Below are 18,431 nucleotides of genomic sequence, written 5' to 3' on the forward strand. Positions count from 1 at the left end.
GAGCAAACCAGGATCGCGCCGTCCATCTGCGCTGCGCCCGTGATCATGTTCTTCACATAGTCAGCGTGGCCCGGGCAGTCGACGTGTGCGTAGTGACGGTTAGCCGTTTCGTACTCGACGTGTGCCGTGTTGATCGTGATGCCGCGCGCCTTTTCTTCCGGTGCCGCGTCGATCTGGTCGTATGCCTTCGCTTCGCCGCCGAACTTCTTCGTCAGCACCGTCGTGATCGCTGCCGTCAGGGTCGTCTTGCCGTGGTCAACGTGACCGATCGTACCAACGTTCACGTGCGGCTTGGTCCGCTCGAATTTACCTTTTGCCATGATTCTCTTCTTTCAAAAATAATCGATTGTGATAGCGAATTACTTCGTCTTCGCGCTGATGATCGCTTCTGCAACGTTCTTCGGAGCTTCAGCGTAGTGCTTGAACTCCATCGTGTACGTTGCGCGACCCTGCGTCAGCGAACGCAGCGACGTCGAGTAGCCGAACATTTCCGACAGCGGCACTTCGGCGCGCACGATCTTGCCGCCGCCTACCATGTCATCCATGCCCTGGATGATGCCGCGACGACCCGACAGGTCACCCATCACGTTACCCATGAAGTCTTCCGGCGTTTCCACTTCCACGGCCATCATCGGCTCGAGCAGAACCGGATCCGCACGACGCATCGCTTCCTTGAACGCCATCGAACCGGCCATGCGGAACGCATTTTCGTTCGAGTCGACGTCGTGGTACGAACCGAACGTCAGCGTGACCTTCACGTCGACAACCGGGAAGCCTGCCAGCACGCCGCTCTTCAGCGTTTCCTGGATACCCTTGTCAACCGACGGGATGTATTCGCGCGGAATCACGCCGCCCTTGATCGCGTCGACGAACTCGTAGCCCTTGCCCAGTTCGCTGCGCTCGAGCGTAATGACCGCATGGCCATACTGACCACGACCACCCGACTGCTTGACGAACTTGCCTTCGACGTCCGCGGCCGACTTGCGAATGGTTTCGCGGTAGGCCACCTGCGGCTTGCCGACGGTTGCTTCCACGCCGAATTCACGCTTCATCCGGTCGACCAGAATTTCGAGGTGGAGCTCGCCCATGCCCGAAATGATGGTTTGACCCGACTCTTCGTCGGTCTGCACGCGGAACGACGGATCTTCCTGAGCGAGACGGTTGAGCGCCAGGCCCATCTTCTCCTGGTCAGCCTTCGTCTTCGGCTCGACGGCCTGCGAAATCACCGGCTCCGGGAAAATCATGCGTTCGAGCACGATCGGATGTGCCGGATCGCACAGCGTGTCGCCCGTGGTCGCTTCCTTCAGGCCGACCGCAGCAGCGATGTCGCCTGCGCGAACTTCCTTGATTTCTTCACGCTGGTTCGCGTGCATCTGCAGAATACGGCCGAGACGCTCTTTCTTGTCCTTGGTCGCATTGAGCAGCGTGTCACCCGAATTGACGACGCCCGAGTAGACGCGGAAGAAGATCAGCTGGCCGACGAACGGGTCGGTCATGATCTTGAACGCGAGTGCCGCGAACTTCTCGTCGTCGGACGCACGGCGCTCCGTCTTCTCGCCATTTTCGAGTTCACCCGTAACCGGCGGGATGTCGACCGGCGACGGCAGGAAATCGATCACGGCGTCGAGCATGCGCTGCACGCCCTTGTTCTTGAACGCGGTACCGCACAGCATCGGCTGAATTTCGCACGCGATCGTACGGTCACGCAGACCCTTCACGATCTCGGCTTCGGACAGCTCGCCCGCTTCGAGGTACTTGTTCATCAGGTCTTCGTTCGACTCGGCAGCCGCTTCGACCATCTTTTCGCGCCATTCATTGCACGTGTCGACGAGTTCCGCCGGGATGTCCACGTAGTCGAACTTGGTACCTTGCGATGCCTCGTCCCAAATGATCGCCTTCATCTTGATCAGGTCGACGACACCCTTGAAACCTTCTTCCGCACCGATCGGCACCACGACCGGAACCGGGTTCGCCTTCAGGCGCAGACGGAGCTGGTCGTAGACCTTGAAGAAGTTCGCGCCGGTACGGTCCATCTTGTTGACGAACGCGAGACGGGGAACCTTGTACTTGTTGGCCTGGCGCCACACCGTTTCCGACTGCGGCTGCACGCCGCCCACTGCGCAGTACACCATGCACGCGCCGTCGAGCACGCGCATCGAGCGCTCCACTTCGATCGTGAAGTCGACGTGACCCGGGGTGTCGATGATGTTGATGCGGTGTTCCGGATAGTTGCCGCCCATGCCCTTCCAGAAGGCCGTGGTAGCAGCGGACGTGATCGTGATGCCACGCTCCTGTTCCTGCTCCATCCAGTCCATCGTGGCTGCGCCGTCGTGGACTTCACCGATCTTGTGGTTCACACCGGTGTAAAACAGAATGCGCTCGGTCGTCGTCGTTTTGCCGGCGTCGATGTGAGCGCTAATACCGATATTACGGTAGCGCTCGATAGGAGTCTTGCGAGCCACTTTGATCCTCTACTGGGATGACATGATGCAGCCCTGCTGCATCATGCTTCAACACAAACGGGCGAGGCGCCTGAAAAGCGCACCCGCCCGGAATTTATTTCCGCTAACAGCCCTGACAGGCGCTTAGAAACGGAAATGCGAGAACGCGCGGTTGGCTTCTGCCATGCGGTGAACTTCGTCGCGCTTCTTCATCGCGCCGCCACGGCCTTCGGCCGCTTCGGAGAGTTCACCTGCCAGGCGCAGAGCCATCGACTTCTCGCTGCGCTTCTTCGCAGCCTCGCGCAGCCAGCGCATCGCCAATGCCATACGACGCGACGGGCGCACTTCGACCGGAACCTGATAGTTGGCACCACCAACGCGGCGGCTCTTCACTTCGACCACCGGCTTCACGTTGTTGAGCGCAACCGTGAACACTTCCAGCGGGTCCTTGCCACCCTTGGTCTGGATTTGTTCGAATGCGCCATAAACGATGCGCTCTGCGACCGACTTCTTGCCGGACAGCATCAGCATGTTCATGAACTTGGCTACATCAACGTTGCCGAACTTCGGATCCGGCAACACTTCCCGCTTGGGGACTTCGCGACGACGCGGCATGATTCTTCCTTTACCTGTTCAGTTGGAGCTGTATCCAGCTCCGCGGCCACCAACAAACCCGATCACATCTTCACGACTAACCAGCTTGGCCGGGTGACCACTTACTCGACAGCACCGGCAATCCGGCACTCCCGCCTTGACCGCCCTGGGGCGATCCCTGATCAAAAACTGCTTACTTGGCAGCCTTTGCACGCTTCGCGCCGTACTTCGAGCGCGCTTGCTTACGGTCCTTGACGCCCTGGGTATCCAGCGAGCCGCGAACCATGTGGTAACGCACACCCGGCAAGTCCTTCACACGGCCGCCGCGGATCAGCACAACCGAGTGTTCCTGCAGGTTGTGGCCTTCACCGCCGATGTACGAAATCACTTCGAAGCCGTTCGTCAGACGAACCTTGGCGACCTTACGGAGTGCCGAGTTCGGCTTCTTCGGCGTCGTCGTGTACACACGGGTGCACACGCCGCGACGCTGGGGGCAGTCCTGCAGGGCCGGGCTCTTGCTCTTCGTCGTTTCCGACTGACGGCCTTTGCGAACCAGTTGGTTGATGGTTGGCATTGTTTATTCCTGAAATTGAACAAAATCTGCACATCGATTTCGGGCAAAGCGAGAATCGACGCACAGTTGACTTCCGACACCGGCGAGTTGGACACGAACGTTGGAACGCGACGCGGCCTGCCGATTACCGGAACCCAACATCATATTCCGGAAATACCAACTAAGTCAACGGCTTGCGTGATTTGCCGGCCGCGGCAGCGGTTTACCGGAAGGGTCGGAACACCTGTGTCATGCGGATTCGACAACGTCGATGATCTCGTCGCCGAAGCGTTCGAGCTTGCGCACGCCCATGCCGGGGATATGGCGCAGGTCCTCGATCGTCTCGGGCGCATTGCGCGCGATCTCGGCGAGTGTGGCGTCATGGAAGATCACGTAGGCCGGCACGCCGTCGGACTTCGCGGTTTCCGCGCGCCACGCACGCAACGCATCCCAGCGGGCCCGCTCGCGCGCGCCCATGCCGGCCGTCGGGTCGACCCGCGTGCCGCTGCGGCTGGACGACTGGCGCGTGCGCTGCGGCTTCACGTAGCGGCGCAGCGTGACCTTCTCCTCGTTCTTCAGCACCGGCTTCGCAGCCTCGGTCAGCATGAGCGCGCCGAATCCGCCATGGTCGACCGCCAGATAGCCGTAGGCGACGAGCTGTCGGAAAATCGCGCGCCATTCGGGCTCGGACAGCGCCGCGCCGATCCCGAACGTACTGAGCTGGTCATGACCGCGCTGCAGTACCTTCTCGGTGCGGCCGCCGCGCAGGATCTCGATCAGATGGCTCGAGCCGAAATTGAAGCCGCTCGCGCGCTGCGCGCGGAACACGCACGACAGCGCCATCTGCGCCTCGCGCGTCGCATCCCACGAATCGGGCGGCTCGAGGCAGGTGTCGCAGTTGCCGCACGGCTGGCTCGCCTCGCCGAAGTAGTTCAGCAATCGCACGCGCCGGCACGAGATCGTCTCGCACAGCCCGAGCAGCGCGTCGAGCTTCGACGTCTGGACGCGCTTGTGCGCGTCGTCCGCATCGGATTCGTCGATCATCTTGCGCTGCTGCACGACGTCGCCGAGGCCATACGCCATCCACGCGTTCGCCGGCATCCCGTCGCGGCCCGCGCGGCCCGTTTCCTGGTAGTAGCCTTCGACGCTCTTCGGCAAATCGAGGTGAGCGACGAAGCGCACGTCCGGCTTGTCGATGCCCATGCCGAACGCAATGGTCGCGCACATCACGACGCCTTCCTCGCGCTGGAACATTTCCTGGTGCTTCTGCCGCACCTCGAACTCCATCCCCGCGTGATACGGCAGCGCCCGCACGCCCTGCGCCTTCAGCCATTCGGCCGTTTCCTCGACCTTGCGGCGCGACAGGCAGTAGACGACGCCCGCATCGGTCGTGCCGTCCGCGTTCGTATGCTCCGCGCGGATGAAGTCGAGCAGCTGCGCGCGCGCGTTGTCCTTCTCGACGATCCGGTACCGGATGTTCGGGCGATCGAAGCTCGACACGAACACGCGTGCGTCGTCGAGCGCGAGGCGATGGATGATCTCGTCGCGCGTGATCGCGTCGGCGGTGGCCGTCAGCGCGATACGCGGCACCGACGGGAAGCGCTCGTGCAACACCGACAACTGAATGTATTCGGGACGGAAGTCGTGACCCCACTGCGACACGCAGTGCGCCTCGTCGATCGCGAACAGGCCGATCCTCGCGCGTTCGAGCAGCTCGAGGAAGCGCCCCGTCATCAGCCGCTCGGGCGCCACGTACAGCAGATCGATCTCGCCTTCGCGCAGCGCGCGCTCGGTCGCCGCGGCTTCGGCGCCCGACAGCGTCGAGTTCAGATACGCCGCGCGCACGCCGACTTCGCTGAGCGCGGCGACCTGGTCCTGCATCAGCGCGATCAGCGGCGACACGACGATGCCCGCGCCCTGCCCCGCCTCGCGGCGCAGCAGCGCCGGGATCTGGTAGCACAGCGACTTGCCGCCGCCGGTCGGCATCAGCACGAGGCAATCGCCGCCGCCGGCGACGTGTTCGACGATTTCGCCCTGCTGGCCGCGAAATGCGGAATAACCAAAGACTTCGTCGAGGATTTCGAGGGCGCGGGACATGAATGAGAAGGAGGACGGCGGAACGATGACCGCAATTTTAACAACCCGCTCGCGCAGCGCACGGCGAATCGTGAAACGTTGGCCCATCGGACAGGGTTCGTGCGCGCGCATGACGGGCCTGCGCAACCGTGCGGCAAGCCCGTCATGAACGTGAACGACGGATAAAAAAAACCGCCCGGTGGACCGGGCGGCTTCGATGACAGCGAATACGGCAACGTAAGGCGGCTCGCGCCGCCCATGCTGCTTATTCGGCTGCCGGGTGTTGCGGCTCTTCCGCCGGCGTGCTCGGCGTACCGAAGTCGAATGCCTCTTCCGCTGCGATCTGGTCGAAACGCTCGCGGTCGGACATCTCCTTCGCCTTGCGCGCCTTGTGGAACGCGAGACCCGTACCGGCCGGGATCAGACGGCCGACGATCACGTTTTCCTTCAGGCCACGCAGATCGTCGCGCTTGCCCATGATCGCCGCTTCGGTCAGCACGCGGGTCGTTTCCTGGAACGATGCCGCCGAGATGAACGAGTCGGTCGACAGCGACGCCTTCGTGATACCGAGGAGCACGTTGTCGTACGACGCCGGGCGCTTGTCCTCGGCGATCATGCGATCGTTCTCGTCCAGCATGTCGGAACGCTCGACCTGTTCGCCCGGGATGAAGCGCGTATCACCGTTGTCGGTGATCTGCACACGACGCAGCATCTGGCGAACGATCACCTCGATGTGCTTGTCGTTGATCTTCACGCCCTGCAGACGATACACGTCCTGCACTTCGTCGACGATGTAGCGCGACAGCGCCTCGATACCCTGCAAACGCAGGATGTCGTGCGGATCGGCCGGGCCGTCCACGATCATTTCGCCCTTGTTGACGACCTGAGCATCGTGGACCAGCACCTGCTTTTCCTTCGCGATCAGGAACTCGTGCTGATTGCCTTCGAGGTCCGTGATGACGAGACGCTGCTTGCCCTTCGTGTCCTTGCCGAACGACGTCGTACCGGTGACTTCCGCGAGAATGCCGGCATCCTTCGGCGAACGCGCTTCGAACAGTTCCGCCACCCGCGGCAGACCGCCGGTAATGTCACGCGTCTTCTGCGCTTCGGTCGGGATACGTGCAAGCACTTCACCCACCTGCACTTGCTGGCCGTCCTTCACGGTGATCAGTGCGCCGACCTGGAAGCCGATCTGCACAGCGTGTTCCGTGCCCGGGATCTTCACTTCCTCGCCGTTCGCGTCGAGCAGCTTCACCTGCGGACGCACGCTCTTCGAAGCTTGCGAACCACGACGCTTCACGTCGATCACGACCAGCGTCGACAGGCCGGTCACGTCGTCGATCTGCTTCGCGACGGTCACGCCTTCCTCGACGTTCTCGAACTTCACCGTACCACCGTACTCGGTGATGATCGGACGCGTCATCGGATCCCACGTCGCCAGCTGCGTGCCGGCCTTGATCGCCGCGCCGTCGAGCTGCAACAGCGTCGCGCCGTACGGGATTTTGTGACGTTCGCGCTCGCGGCCGATATCGTCGGTGATCAGCGCCTCGCCCGAACGCGAAATGACAATCTGCTCGCCCTTCGCGTTGGTGACGTAACGCATCGTCGCCGTGAAGCGCACGATACCGTTGCTCTTCGCTTCGACCGACGACGCCACTGCCGCACGCGATGCCGCACCACCGATGTGGAACGTACGCATCGTCAGCTGCGTGCCCGGTTCACCGATCGACTGTGCCGCGATCACGCCGACTGCTTCGCCGACGTTCACGAGCGAGCCGCGGCCCAGGTCACGGCCGTAACAGGCCGCGCACAGACCGTAACGCGTTTCGCAGGTCAGCGGCGTGCGCACGCGCACTTCGTCGATGCCGAGGCGTTCGATTTCCTCGACCGCCGTTTCGTCGAGCAGCGTGCCCGATTCGTACAGCGTTTCCTGCGTTTCCGGGTTCACGACGTCCGCGACCGCGACGCGGCCGAGGATACGGTCGCGCAGTGCCTCGACGACTTCACCGCCTTCGACCAGCGCCTTCATCGCCACGCCGTTCGACGTGCCGCAATCGTCCTCGACCACCACCAGATCCTGCGTGACGTCGACGAGACGACGCGTCAGGTAACCCGAGTTCGCGGTCTTCAGTGCCGTATCAGCCAGACCCTTACGTGCACCGTGGGTCGAGATGAAGTACTGCAACACGTTCAGGCCTTCGCGGAAGTTCGCGGTAATCGGCGTCTCGATAATCGAGCCGTCCGGCTTCGCCATCAGGCCACGCATACCGGCCAGCTGACGAATCTGCACCGCCGAACCCCGGGCGCCCGAGTCGGCCATCATGTAGATCGAGTTGAACGACTCCTGGCGCGTCTCGTTGCCGTCGCGGTCCGTCACCGGCTCCGTCGACAGCTGCTCCATCATCGCCTTGCCGACCGCTTCCGACGTTGCCGACCAGATGTCGACCACGTTGTTGTAGCGTTCCTGCGCGGTGACGAGACCCGACATGTACTGGCGATCGTACTCCTTCACCTTCTTCGCGGCGTCGCCGACGATCGTTTCCTTCTGCGGCGGCACGAGCATGTCGTCCACGCAGATCGAAATACCGGCACGCGTCGCGAGACGGAAACCCGACTGCATCAGCTGGTCGGCGAACACGACCGTCGCACGCAGACCGCACTTGCGGAATGCGGTGTTGATCAGGCGCGAGATTTCCTTCTTCTTCAGCGGCTTGTTCAGCACCGAGAACGGCAGGCCGTGCGGCAGGATCTCCGACAGGATCGCGCGACCGACGGTCGTCGCGTACAGCGAGATCTTCGGCACGAATTGCGGCGCGCCTTCCGACGTGTCCTCGTTGCGAACCATTTCGGTGATCCGCACGTTGACGCGCGACGCCAGCTCGACTTCCTTGTTCTCGTACGCGCGGATCACTTCCGACACGCCGGTGAACGACAGGCCTTCGCCCTTCGCGTTGATCGCTTCGCGGGTCGCGTAGTACAGACCCAGCACGATATCCTGCGACGGCACGATCGACGGATCGCCGTTGGCCGGGAACAGCACGTTGTTCGACGCCAGCATCAGCGTACGCGCTTCCATCTGCGCTTCGAGCGACAGCGGCACGTGAACGGCCATCTGGTCACCGTCGAAGTCGGCGTTGAACGCCGCGCAGACGAGCGGGTGCAGCTGGATCGCCTTGCCTTCGATCAGCACGGGCTCGAACGCCTGGATACCGAGACGGTGCAGCGTCGGCGCACGGTTCAGCATCACCGGGTGCTCGCGGATCACCTCTTCGAGGATGTCCCACACCACCGGCGTCTGGTTCTCGACTTCCTTCTTCGCAGCCTTGATGGTCGTCGCGACGCCCATCACTTCCAGCTTGTTGAAGATGAACGGCTTGAACAGTTCGAGCGCCATCAGCTTCGGCAGACCGCACTGGTGCAGCTTCAGCGTCGGGCCGACCACGATGACCGAACGGCCCGAGTAGTCGACGCGCTTGCCCAGCAGGTTCTGACGGAAACGACCGCCCTTACCCTTGATCATGTCGGCGAGCGACTTCAGCGGACGCTTGTTCGCGCCCGTCATCGCCTTGCCGCGACGACCGTTGTCGAGCAGCGAGTCGACGGCTTCCTGCAGCATCCGCTTTTCGTTGCGGACGATGATTTCAGGCGCCTTCAGCTCGAGCAGACGCTTCAACCGGTTGTTACGGTTGATCACGCGGCGATACAGGTCGTTCAGGTCCGACGTCGCGAAACGGCCGCCGTCCAGCGGCACGAGCGGACGCAGTTCCGGCGGCAGCACCGGCAGCACTTCGAGGATCATCCACTCGGGCTTGATGCCCGAGCGCTGGAATGCCTCGAGGACCTTCAGGCGCTTCGCGTACTTCTTGATCTTCGCTTCCGAGCCGGTGTTCTTCAGCTCGGTGCGCAGCGTCTCGACCTGCTCGTCGATGTTGATCGCGCGCAGCAGTTCACGCACGCCTTCCGCGCCCATCTCGGCACGGAATTCGTCGCCGTATTCCTCGACCTTGTTGTAGTAATCCTCTTCGGTCATGATCTGCCGCGCCTTCAGCGGCGTCATGCCCGGTTCGATCACCACGTACGCTTCGAAGTACAGCACGCGTTCGATGTCGCGCAGCGTCATGTCGAGCACCATGCCCAGACGCGACGGCAGCGACTTCAGGAACCAGATGTGCGCGACCGGCGAGGCCAGCTCGATGTGGCCCATGCGTTCGCGACGCACCTTCGCCAGCGTCACTTCGACGCCGCACTTCTCGCAGATCACGCCGCGGTGCTTCAGACGCTTGTACTTGCCGCACAGGCACTCGTAGTCCTTGATCGGCCCGAAGATCTTCGCGCAGAACAGACCATCGCGTTCCGGCTTGAACGTGCGGTAGTTGATGGTCTCCGGCTTCTTCACTTCGCCGAACGACCACGAACGGATCTTGTCCGGCGAGGCCAGACCGATCTTGATCGCGTCGAAAACTTCTTCCTGTTGGACTTGCTTGAATAGATCGAGCAGAGCTTTCATTGCCTTCTCTCCGTAGTCCGATTAATTGCGGTCGAGATCGATATCGATACCGAGCGAGCGGATTTCCTTCACGAGCACGTTGAAGGATTCCGGCATGCCTGCATCGATGACATGATCGCCCTTGACCAGGTTCTCATAGACCTTGGTCCGGCCGTTCACGTCGTCCGACTTCACCGTCAGCATTTCCTGCAGCACGTAGGACGCGCCGTACGCTTCGAGTGCCCACACTTCCATTTCACCGAAACGCTGGCCACCGAACTGCGCCTTACCACCCAGCGGCTGCTGCGTGACGAGCGAGTACGGGCCGGTCGAACGCGCGTGCATCTTGTCGTCGACCAAGTGGTGCAGCTTCAGGTAGTGCATGTAGCCAAGCGTCACGCGACGTTCGAACATTTCACCCGTGCGGCCGTCGTACAGACGGACCTGGTTCTTCGACGGGTTCATGCCGAGCTGTTCGGCGATGTCGTCCGGGAACGCGAGGTCGAGCATCTTGCCCATTTCTTCCTCGGTCGCACCGTCGAACACCGGCGTCGCGAACGGCACGCCTTCGCGCAGGTTCTTCGCGAGTTCGAGGATCTCGTCGTCGGTGAAGCTTTCCAGATCTTCCTTGCGACCCGAGTCGTTGTAGATCTTCGTCAGGAACGAACGCATTTCCTCGATCTTCGCCTGACGCTGCAGCATTTCGCCGATACGCCAGCCGAGGCCCTTCGCGGCCCAGCCGAGGTGCACTTCCAGAACCTGACCGACGTTCATCCGCGACGGCACGCCGAGCGGGTTCAGCACGACGTCGGCCGGACGGCCATCGGCCATGTACGGCATGTCTTCGATCGGGACGATCTTCGACACGACACCCTTGTTACCGTGACGGCCTGCCATCTTGTCGCCAGGCTGCAGACGACGCTTCACCGCGAGGTACACCTTGACCATCTTCAGCACGCCCGGCGGCAGTTCGTCGCCTTGCGTGAGCTTCTTGCGCTTCTCTTCGAACGCGAGGTCGAACTGGTGACGCTTTTCTTCGATCGAGTTCTTGATCGCTTCGAGCTGCGCCGCTGCTTCGTCGTCCGCCAGGCGGATGTCGAACCAGTGGTAGTGGTCGAGGTCTTCCAGGTAAGCCTGGTCGATCTTCGTGCCCTTCGCGAGCTTCTTCGGACCGCCGTTCGCGACCTTGCCCACGAGCATGCGCGCGAGACGCTGGAACGCGTCGCCTTCCACGATGCGCAGCTGGTCGTTCAGGTCGAGACGGTAGCGCTTCAGTTCGTCGTCGATGATCTGTTGCGCACGCTTGTCGCGCTGGATGCCTTCACGCGTGAACACCTGGACGTCGATCACGGTGCCGCTCATGCCCGACGGCACGCGCAGCGACGTGTCCTTCACGTCCGAGGCCTTCTCGCCGAAGATCGCGCGCAGCAGCTTCTCTTCCGGCGTCAGCTGGGTCTCGCCCTTCGGCGTGACCTTGCCGACCAGCACGTCGCCCGCTTCGACTTCCGCACCGATGTACACGATGCCCGATTCGTCGAGACGGCCGAGCTGGACTTCCGCCAGGTTCGAGATGTCGCGCGTGATTTCTTCCGGCCCGAGCTTCGTGTCGCGTGCAACGACGTTCAGCTCTTCGATGTGGATCGACGTGTAGCGATCGTCGGCGACCACCTTCTCCGAGATCAGGATCGAATCCTCGAAGTTGTAGCCGTTCCACGGCATGAACGCGATCAGCATGTTCTGGCCGAGCGCGAGCTCGCCCAGGTCCGTCGAGGCGCCGTCGGCCAGCACGTCGCCGCGCGAGACCTTGTCGCCCATCTTCACGATCGGACGCTGGTTGATGTTCGTGTTCTGGTTCGAACGCGTGTACTTGATCAGGTTGTAGATGTCGACACCGACTTCACCTGCGACCGCTTCGTCGTCGTTCACGCGAATCACGATACGGCCTGCGTCGACATAGTCGACGACGCCGCCGCGGAACGCCTGAACCGTCGTGCCCGAGTCGACCGCGCAGGTGCGCTCGATGCCCGTACCGACGACCGGCTTTTCCGGACGCAGACACGGCACGGCCTGACGCTGCATGTTCGAACCCATCAGTGCACGGTTCGCATCGTCGTGCTCGAGGAACGGGATCAGCGAAGCTGCAACCGACACGATCTGCGACGGCGCGACGTCCATGTACTGGATACGGTCCGGCGTGACCATCATCGTTTCGCCGGCTTCACGCGACGACACGAGTTCGTCGACCAGCTGGCCGTTCTCGTCGATCGCGGCGTTCGCCTGGGCGATCATGTAGCGGCCTTCCTCGATCGCCGACAGGTAATCGATCTGGTCGGTCACCTTGCTGTCCACGACCTTGCGGTACGGCGTCTCGAGGAAGCCGTACTCGTTCAGGTGCGCGTACAGTGCGAGCGAGTTGATCAGGCCGATGTTCGGACCTTCCGGCGTTTCGATCGGGCACACGCGGCCATAGTGGGTCGGGTGCACGTCACGAACTTCGAAGCCTGCGCGTTCGCGCGTCAGACCGCCCGGGCCCAGTGCGGAAACACGGCGCTTGTGCGTGATTTCCGACAGCGGGTTGGTCTGGTCCATGAACTGCGACAGCTGCGACGAACCGAAGAACTCGCGAATCGCCGACGAAATCGGCTTCGAGTTGATCAGGTCGTGCGGCATCAGGTTTTCGCTTTCGGCCTGGCCGAGGCGTTCCTTGACCGCGCGCTCGACACGCACGAGACCCGCGCGGAACTGGTTTTCGGCCAGTTCGCCGACACAACGCACGCGGCGGTTGCCGAGGTGGTCGATGTCGTCCACTTCGCCCTTGCCGTTGCGCAGCTCGACGAGGATCTTGATCGTCGCGAGGATGTCGTCGTCCTGCAGCGTCATCGGGCCGGTGATCTCGTCACGGCCGACGCGGCGGTTGAACTTCATGCGGCCGACCTTCGACAGGTCGTACGCTTCTTCGCTGTAGAACAGACGGTTGAACAGCGCCTCGACCGCTTCTTCGGTCGGCGGCTCGCCCGGGCGCATCATGCGGTAGATCGCAATGCGCGCGGCCGTCTTGTCGGTCGTTTCGTCGACACGCAGCGTCGACGAGATGTACGGACCCTGGTCCAGATCGTTCGTGTAGAGCGTCTGGATTTCCTTGATGCCCGCTTCGCGCAGCTTCTCGAGCACGCTTTCCGTGACTTCGTCGTTCGCGCTCGCGATCACTTCGCCGGTGTCGCCGTCGACGACGTTCTTCGCCAGCACGCGGCCGAGCAGATAGTCTTCCGGCACCGAGATGAACTTGGTCTTCGCGGCTTCGAGGTCGCGAATGTGCTTCGCGTTGATCCGCTTGTCCTTCTGGACGATGACCTTGCCGTCGCGATCCGTGATGTCGAAGCGCGCGACTTCACCACGCAGGCGCTCGGGCACGAACTCGAGTTGCGCGCCTTCGTCCATCAGCGTGAAGTTGTCGAACACGAAGAAGTTCGCGAGGATCTGTTCCGGCGTGAGGCCGATGGCCTTCAGCAGGATCGTGACCGGCATCTTGCGGCGACGGTCGACGCGGAAGTACAGGATGTCCTTCGGATCGAATTCGAAGTCGAGCCACGAGCCGCGGTACGGAATGATCCGTGCCGAGAACAGCAGCTTGCCCGAGCTGTGCGTCTTGCCCTTGTCGTGTTCGAAGAACACGCCCGGCGAACGGTGCAGCTGCGAGACGATGACACGCTCGGTGCCGTTGATGACGAACGAGCCCGTCGGCGTCATGAGCGGAATTTCGCCCATGTACACTTCCTGCTCCTTCACTTCCTTGACGACCGGCTTGTTCGGCGATTCCTTGTCGAGGATGACGAGGCGGACCTTCGCGCGCAGCGCGGAGCAGTACGTCAGGCCCCGCTGCTGGCATTCCTTGATGTTGAATGCCGGCGAGGACAGCGCATAGCTCACGAACTCGAGGCGCGCGAAACCGTTGTGCGAAACAATGGGAAATACCGATGTGAAGGCGGCCTGCAAACCTTCAGGCTTGCGTTGCGTGCCCGGCACATCGGCTTGCAGAAACGTGCTGAATGATTCAAGCTGGGTGGCCAGCAAGAACGGAACTTGGTGAACGATGGGGCGCTTCGCGAAACTCTTGCGAATGCGCTTCTTCTCGGTGAAGGAATATTGCATACGATCTCCGAATCACGGCGGGTGCTGTCGAGGCGGGATACCTGGACGTTTCTAACCCGAGTGTTCACCGACTGAGACCCGATGGCCGCCCGATGGCTTGAACGAGCCGAGAAGCTTGGTGGTTGGCCGCTACCAACCGCTGGCTGACGGCAGCGGATGCCTGTGTTGCCCGCTACCCGACCAAACTTGCCTTCTGCAGTCGCTTCAGAAGACAAAGAGAAACGCCAATCGTGACCATTGACAACGATTCGGCGGTTTTCTTTGGCTTCTGGGGCCGATTATTCGGGCTCCCAAAAGAGTGCCAGAATAACGTCCCCACAAAGCACAAAAAGGCCGGCGGTGAAAATACCGCCAGCCTTCGCACAGCGCGTCGAAACTTACTTGACTTCGACCTTCGCGCCCGCGTCTTCCAGCTTCTTCTTGGCTTCGTCAGCAGCAGCCTTGTCGACGCCTTCCTTGACAGCCTTCGGTGCGCCGTCAACGACGTCCTTCGCTTCCTTCAGGCCCAGGCCCGTCAGTTCGCGAACTGCCTTGATGACTGCAACCTTGTTGCTGCCTGCTTCAGTCAGGACGACCGTGAATTCGGTCTTCTCTTCTGCAGCAGCAGCAGCGCCGCCGCCTGCCGGGCCAGCGACTGCCACTGCAGCTGCCGACACGCCAAACTTCTCTTCGAACGCCTTGACCAGTTCGTTCAGTTCCAGAACGGTCATCCCTTCGACTGCTGCCAGGATGTCTTCTTTTGCGATTGCCATTTGAAATACTCCTAAATTGAATTCGGATACAGCCAGCGATCAGTGACGCTGATGCATGTTCGCTTACGCAGCTTCTGCTTGCTTCTTCTCGGCCAGCGCGGCGAGAGCACGCGCGAAGCCCGAAACAGGCGATTGCATAACGAACAGCAGCTTCGAGAGCAGTTCTTCGCGGCTCGGGATGCTTGCCAGCGCTTGCACGCCAGCCTTGTCCATCACCTTGCCATCGAACGAACCAGCCTTGATGACCAACTTGTCATTGCCCTTGCTGAAGTCGTTGACGACCTTAGCAGCGGCAATTGCATCTTCAGAGATGCCGTAGATCAACGGACCAGTCATCTGCTCTGCCAGCGGAGCAAACGGCGTACCTTCAACAGCGCGACGCGCCAGCGTGTTCTTCAACACGCGCAGGTACACCTGCTTCTCACGCGCTTGCGCGCGCAGCTTGGTCAGATCGCCAACCGCAATTCCACGATACTCAGCCAGCACAACGGTCTGGGCCTTCGCGACTTGCGCGGCAACCTCAGCGACGACGGCTTGCTTGTCTTCTCTATTAAGCGGCACGGTTAGCCTCCAGAAACGATACGTTCGGTGCGGCCGGCATGGCCGAACCTCACGCACCTCGTTCAACAACGGCGTCCGACCTCGTTAGGAGTATTTCCACCTCACGCCGTGAATCGCTTCACGACCTGCGGCTTCACCACTGCAAAACTTTTTCGGGTTCGCCATCTGCGTTGGCTTGAATTAAGGGATCGCCTGCCTGCTGCGCCCCACCAACGGTCTTTGATAACCGGTTGCCCGCCCTACTGCACGAACAACCGCCCAAAGCCCATGTAGGCCGCCTCGCGAACGAAGCGGCCCGAATACTTGCTTACTGTGCTGCCAGCGTAGCCTGGTCGACACGCAGGCCAACGCCCATCGTGCTCGACAGAGCGACCTTGCGCAGGTAGACACCCTTGCTCGTTGCCGGCTTCGCCTTCTGCAGCGCTTCGATCAGTGCCGACAGGTTCGAGCGCAGTGCTGCAGCTTCGAACGATGCACGGCCGATGGTCGCGTGGATGATACCGGCCTTGTCGACACGGAATTGCACCTGGCCAGCCTTCGCGTTCTTGACTGCCGTCGCGACGTCCGGCGTGACCGTGCCGACCTTCGGGTTCGGCATCAGGCCGCGCGGGCCGAGGATCTGACCGAGCGTACCGACGATACGCATCGTGTCCGGCGAAGCGATCACGATGTCGAAGTCCATCTGGCCAGCCTTGATCTGCTCAGCCAGGTCTTCCATACCGACGATTTCCGCGCCAGCTGCACGTGCTTGCTCGGCCTTCTCGCCTTGCGCGAACACGGCAACGCGAACCGACTTGCCCGTACCTGCCGGCAGAACGACCGAACCACGAACGACCTGGTCCGACTTCTTCGCATCGATGCCGAGCTGGACTGCGACGTCGATCGATTCGTCGAACTTCGCGCTCGCGCATTCCTTCACGAGTGCCAGTGCGTCTTCGATCGCGTACAGCTTCTGACGGTCGACCTTGGCGGCAAATGCCTGACGGCGCTTGGAGATCTTAGCCATTTACACGCCCTCCACAGTGATGCCCATCGAGCGTGCGCTACCAGCGATGGTGCGAACGGCTGCGTCCAGATCAGCTGCCGTGAGATCCGGCATCTTGGTCTTCGCGATTTCTTCGGCTTGAGCGCGCGTGATCGAACCGACCTTGTCGGTGTGCGGCTTGCTCGAGCCCTTGTCCACCTTCGCCGCCTTCTTGATCAGGACGGTCGCCGGCGGCGTCTTCATCACGAACGTGAAGCTCTTGTCAGCGAATGCCGTGATGACCACCGGCACCGGCAGACCCGGCTCCATACCTTGAGTCTGCGCGTTGAACGCCTTGCAGAACTCCATGATGTTCAGGCCGCGCTGGCCCAGTGCCGGACCGACCGGCGGCGACGGGTTGGCTTTACCTGCAGGAATCTGCAGCTTGATAAAGCCGACAATCTTCTTTGCCATTTGTAAACCTCGTTGGAACGCCAGACGGCGTTCGGTGAGTGATAACGCGCGTTCGCCGCTGGCTACTGACGCTCCTCAACGGCCATAACGCGGGCCGTAAGCGCGAAGGTGGGCAGCCAAGGCTGCCCACCGAATCGGGATCAAACTTTTTCGACCTGACCGAACTCGAGTTCGACCGGGGTGGAGCGGCCAAAGATGGTGACCGATACACGCACGCGCGATTTTTCGTAGTTGACTTCTTCGACCGTGCCGTTGAAGTCCGTGAACGGGCCCTCCTTGACACGCACCATCTCGCCAACTTCGAACAGGGTCTTCGGGCGCGGCTTCTCGACGCCTTCCTGCATCTGCGACATGATCTTTTCGACTTCCTTCGGGGAAATCGGAGTCGGGCGGTTACGCGCACCGCCGACGAAACCGGTGACCTTCGCCGTATTCTTCACGAGGTGCCACGTTTCGTCCGTCATTTCCATTTCCACCAGCACGTAGCCGGGGAAGAAACGACGCTCGGTCACTGCCTTGTGGCCGCCTTTGACTTCGACCACTTCTTCGGTCGGAACCAGGATCTGGCCGAATTTGTCCTGCATGCCAGCACGTTCGATGCGCTCTTGAAGCGCGCGTTGCACGCTCTTCTCCATGCCGGAGTAGGCGTGCACGACGTACCAACGCTTTCCGCTCGGGGATGCCGGAGTATCGCTCATATCATTTCCATCCCAGAATCGCCGAGAAAATCACCCACTCGATCGATTTGTCGCTCAACCAGAGAAAAATCGCCATCACGAGCACGAAGCCGAACACGACGAGCGTGGTTTGCGTTGCTTCCTTGCGGGTCGGCCAAACGACCTTGCGGACTTCCTTGTACGAATCCTTGGCAAACGCGATAAGGCCCTTGCCGGGCGCGGACATCAGACCGACGGCCACGCCGGCGATGATACCTACCGCCAATGCGGCACCGCGGACATACCACTGCTGGTTGGCCAGCCAGAAGAAGCCCACGAATCCGGCCAAGACCAACAATACGCCCAGGGCCAGCATCAGCTTATCGCCGGAGGTATTTACAGTTTCGACGGATGGATTCGCCATAACACCTTAAAACAAATGCCACGTGGGACCACGTGGCGATTTTTGGCAGGGGCAGAGGGAATCGAACCCCCAACCTTCGGTTTTGGAGACCGACGCTCTGCCAGTTGAGCTATACCCCTAAACCATGTTGGGGCCGGCTGCTGCCAGCCCCAAAACTGTCGATCAACGAATAACTGGCTTACTCGATGATCTTGGCGACGACGCCCGCGCCGACGGTACGGCCACCTTCGCGGATTGCGAAGCGCAGACCTTCTTCCATCGCGATCGGAGCGATCAGCTTCACCGTGATCGACACGTTGTC

Annotated in this window: 14 protein-coding genes and 1 tRNA gene; all 15 read right to left on the reverse strand. The window is 61.5% G+C overall.

Annotation, left to right across the window (positions count from 1 at the left end; genetic code table 11):
- The coding region (locus ABIC50_RS33825) for a GTP-binding protein (RefSeq protein WP_206003258.1) at positions 1-320 on the reverse strand (320 nt) is incomplete at its 3' end.
- Between the two features lie 39 nt (positions 321-359).
- On the reverse strand, positions 360-2,462 hold the full coding sequence (gene fusA / locus ABIC50_RS33830) for an elongation factor G (protein ID WP_011655759.1): 2,103 nt from the start codon (positions 2,460-2,462) through the stop codon (positions 360-362).
- A 123-nt stretch (positions 2,463-2,585) separates the two neighbouring features.
- Positions 2,586-3,056, reverse strand: coding sequence for a 30S ribosomal protein S7 (gene rpsG, locus ABIC50_RS33835; protein WP_006477195.1), 471 nt, complete (start codon positions 3,054-3,056; stop codon positions 2,586-2,588).
- A gap of 172 nt (positions 3,057-3,228) precedes the next feature.
- Positions 3,229-3,609, reverse strand: coding sequence for a 30S ribosomal protein S12 (rpsL, locus tag ABIC50_RS33840; RefSeq protein WP_006400662.1), 381 nt, complete (start codon positions 3,607-3,609; stop codon positions 3,229-3,231).
- 228 nt (positions 3,610-3,837) lie between these two features.
- A complete protein-coding gene (gene recQ / locus ABIC50_RS33845; protein ID WP_011655758.1) occupies positions 3,838-5,685 on the reverse strand; it encodes a DNA helicase RecQ in 1,848 nt (615 codons plus the stop codon).
- Between the two features lie 244 nt (positions 5,686-5,929).
- Positions 5,930-10,171, reverse strand: coding sequence for a DNA-directed RNA polymerase subunit beta' (gene rpoC / locus ABIC50_RS33850; RefSeq protein ID WP_006753596.1), 4,242 nt, complete (start codon positions 10,169-10,171; stop codon positions 5,930-5,932).
- 21 nt (positions 10,172-10,192) lie between these two features.
- The gene (rpoB, locus tag ABIC50_RS33855) at positions 10,193-14,299 is read right to left on the reverse strand and encodes a DNA-directed RNA polymerase subunit beta (protein WP_011655757.1); all 4,107 of its coding nucleotides are present in this window, start codon (positions 14,297-14,299) and stop codon (positions 10,193-10,195) included.
- 377 nt (positions 14,300-14,676) lie between these two features.
- Positions 14,677-15,051, reverse strand: coding sequence for a 50S ribosomal protein L7/L12 (gene rplL / locus ABIC50_RS33860; protein WP_006759674.1), 375 nt, complete (start codon positions 15,049-15,051; stop codon positions 14,677-14,679).
- A 63-nt stretch (positions 15,052-15,114) separates the two neighbouring features.
- Positions 15,115-15,612, reverse strand: coding sequence for a 50S ribosomal protein L10 (rplJ, locus tag ABIC50_RS33865; RefSeq protein WP_006753593.1), 498 nt, complete (start codon positions 15,610-15,612; stop codon positions 15,115-15,117).
- 307 nt (positions 15,613-15,919) lie between these two features.
- Positions 15,920-16,618: a 50S ribosomal protein L1 gene (gene rplA / locus ABIC50_RS33870; protein WP_006759673.1), complete on the reverse strand. Its 699-nt coding sequence runs from the start codon at positions 16,616-16,618 to the stop codon at positions 15,920-15,922.
- Positions 16,619-17,050 carry a 50S ribosomal protein L11 gene (rplK, locus tag ABIC50_RS33875; RefSeq protein ID WP_006753591.1) on the reverse strand — a complete coding sequence of 144 codons (432 nt, stop codon included), beginning with the start codon at positions 17,048-17,050 and terminating at the stop codon, positions 16,619-16,621.
- A 140-nt stretch (positions 17,051-17,190) separates the two neighbouring features.
- Positions 17,191-17,748: a transcription termination/antitermination protein NusG gene (nusG, locus tag ABIC50_RS33880; protein ID WP_006400672.1), complete on the reverse strand. Its 558-nt coding sequence runs from the start codon at positions 17,746-17,748 to the stop codon at positions 17,191-17,193.
- A gap of 1 nt (position 17,749) precedes the next feature.
- Positions 17,750-18,130 (reverse strand): preprotein translocase subunit SecE, encoded by a 381-nt coding sequence (gene secE / locus ABIC50_RS33885; RefSeq protein WP_006753590.1) that lies wholly within the window; start codon positions 18,128-18,130, stop codon positions 17,750-17,752.
- A 43-nt stretch (positions 18,131-18,173) separates the two neighbouring features.
- Positions 18,174-18,249: transfer RNA gene (locus tag ABIC50_RS33890), tRNA-Trp, on the reverse strand.
- A 59-nt stretch (positions 18,250-18,308) separates the two neighbouring features.
- Positions 18,309-18,431: EF-Tu C-terminal domain-related protein (locus ABIC50_RS33895; RefSeq protein ID WP_074987834.1), on the reverse strand; the 123-nt coding region annotated here is incomplete at its 5' end.

It is taken from the genome of Burkholderia sp. 567 (assembly GCF_040545115.1).
GTDB lineage: Bacteria > Pseudomonadota > Gammaproteobacteria > Burkholderiales > Burkholderiaceae > Burkholderia > Burkholderia ambifaria.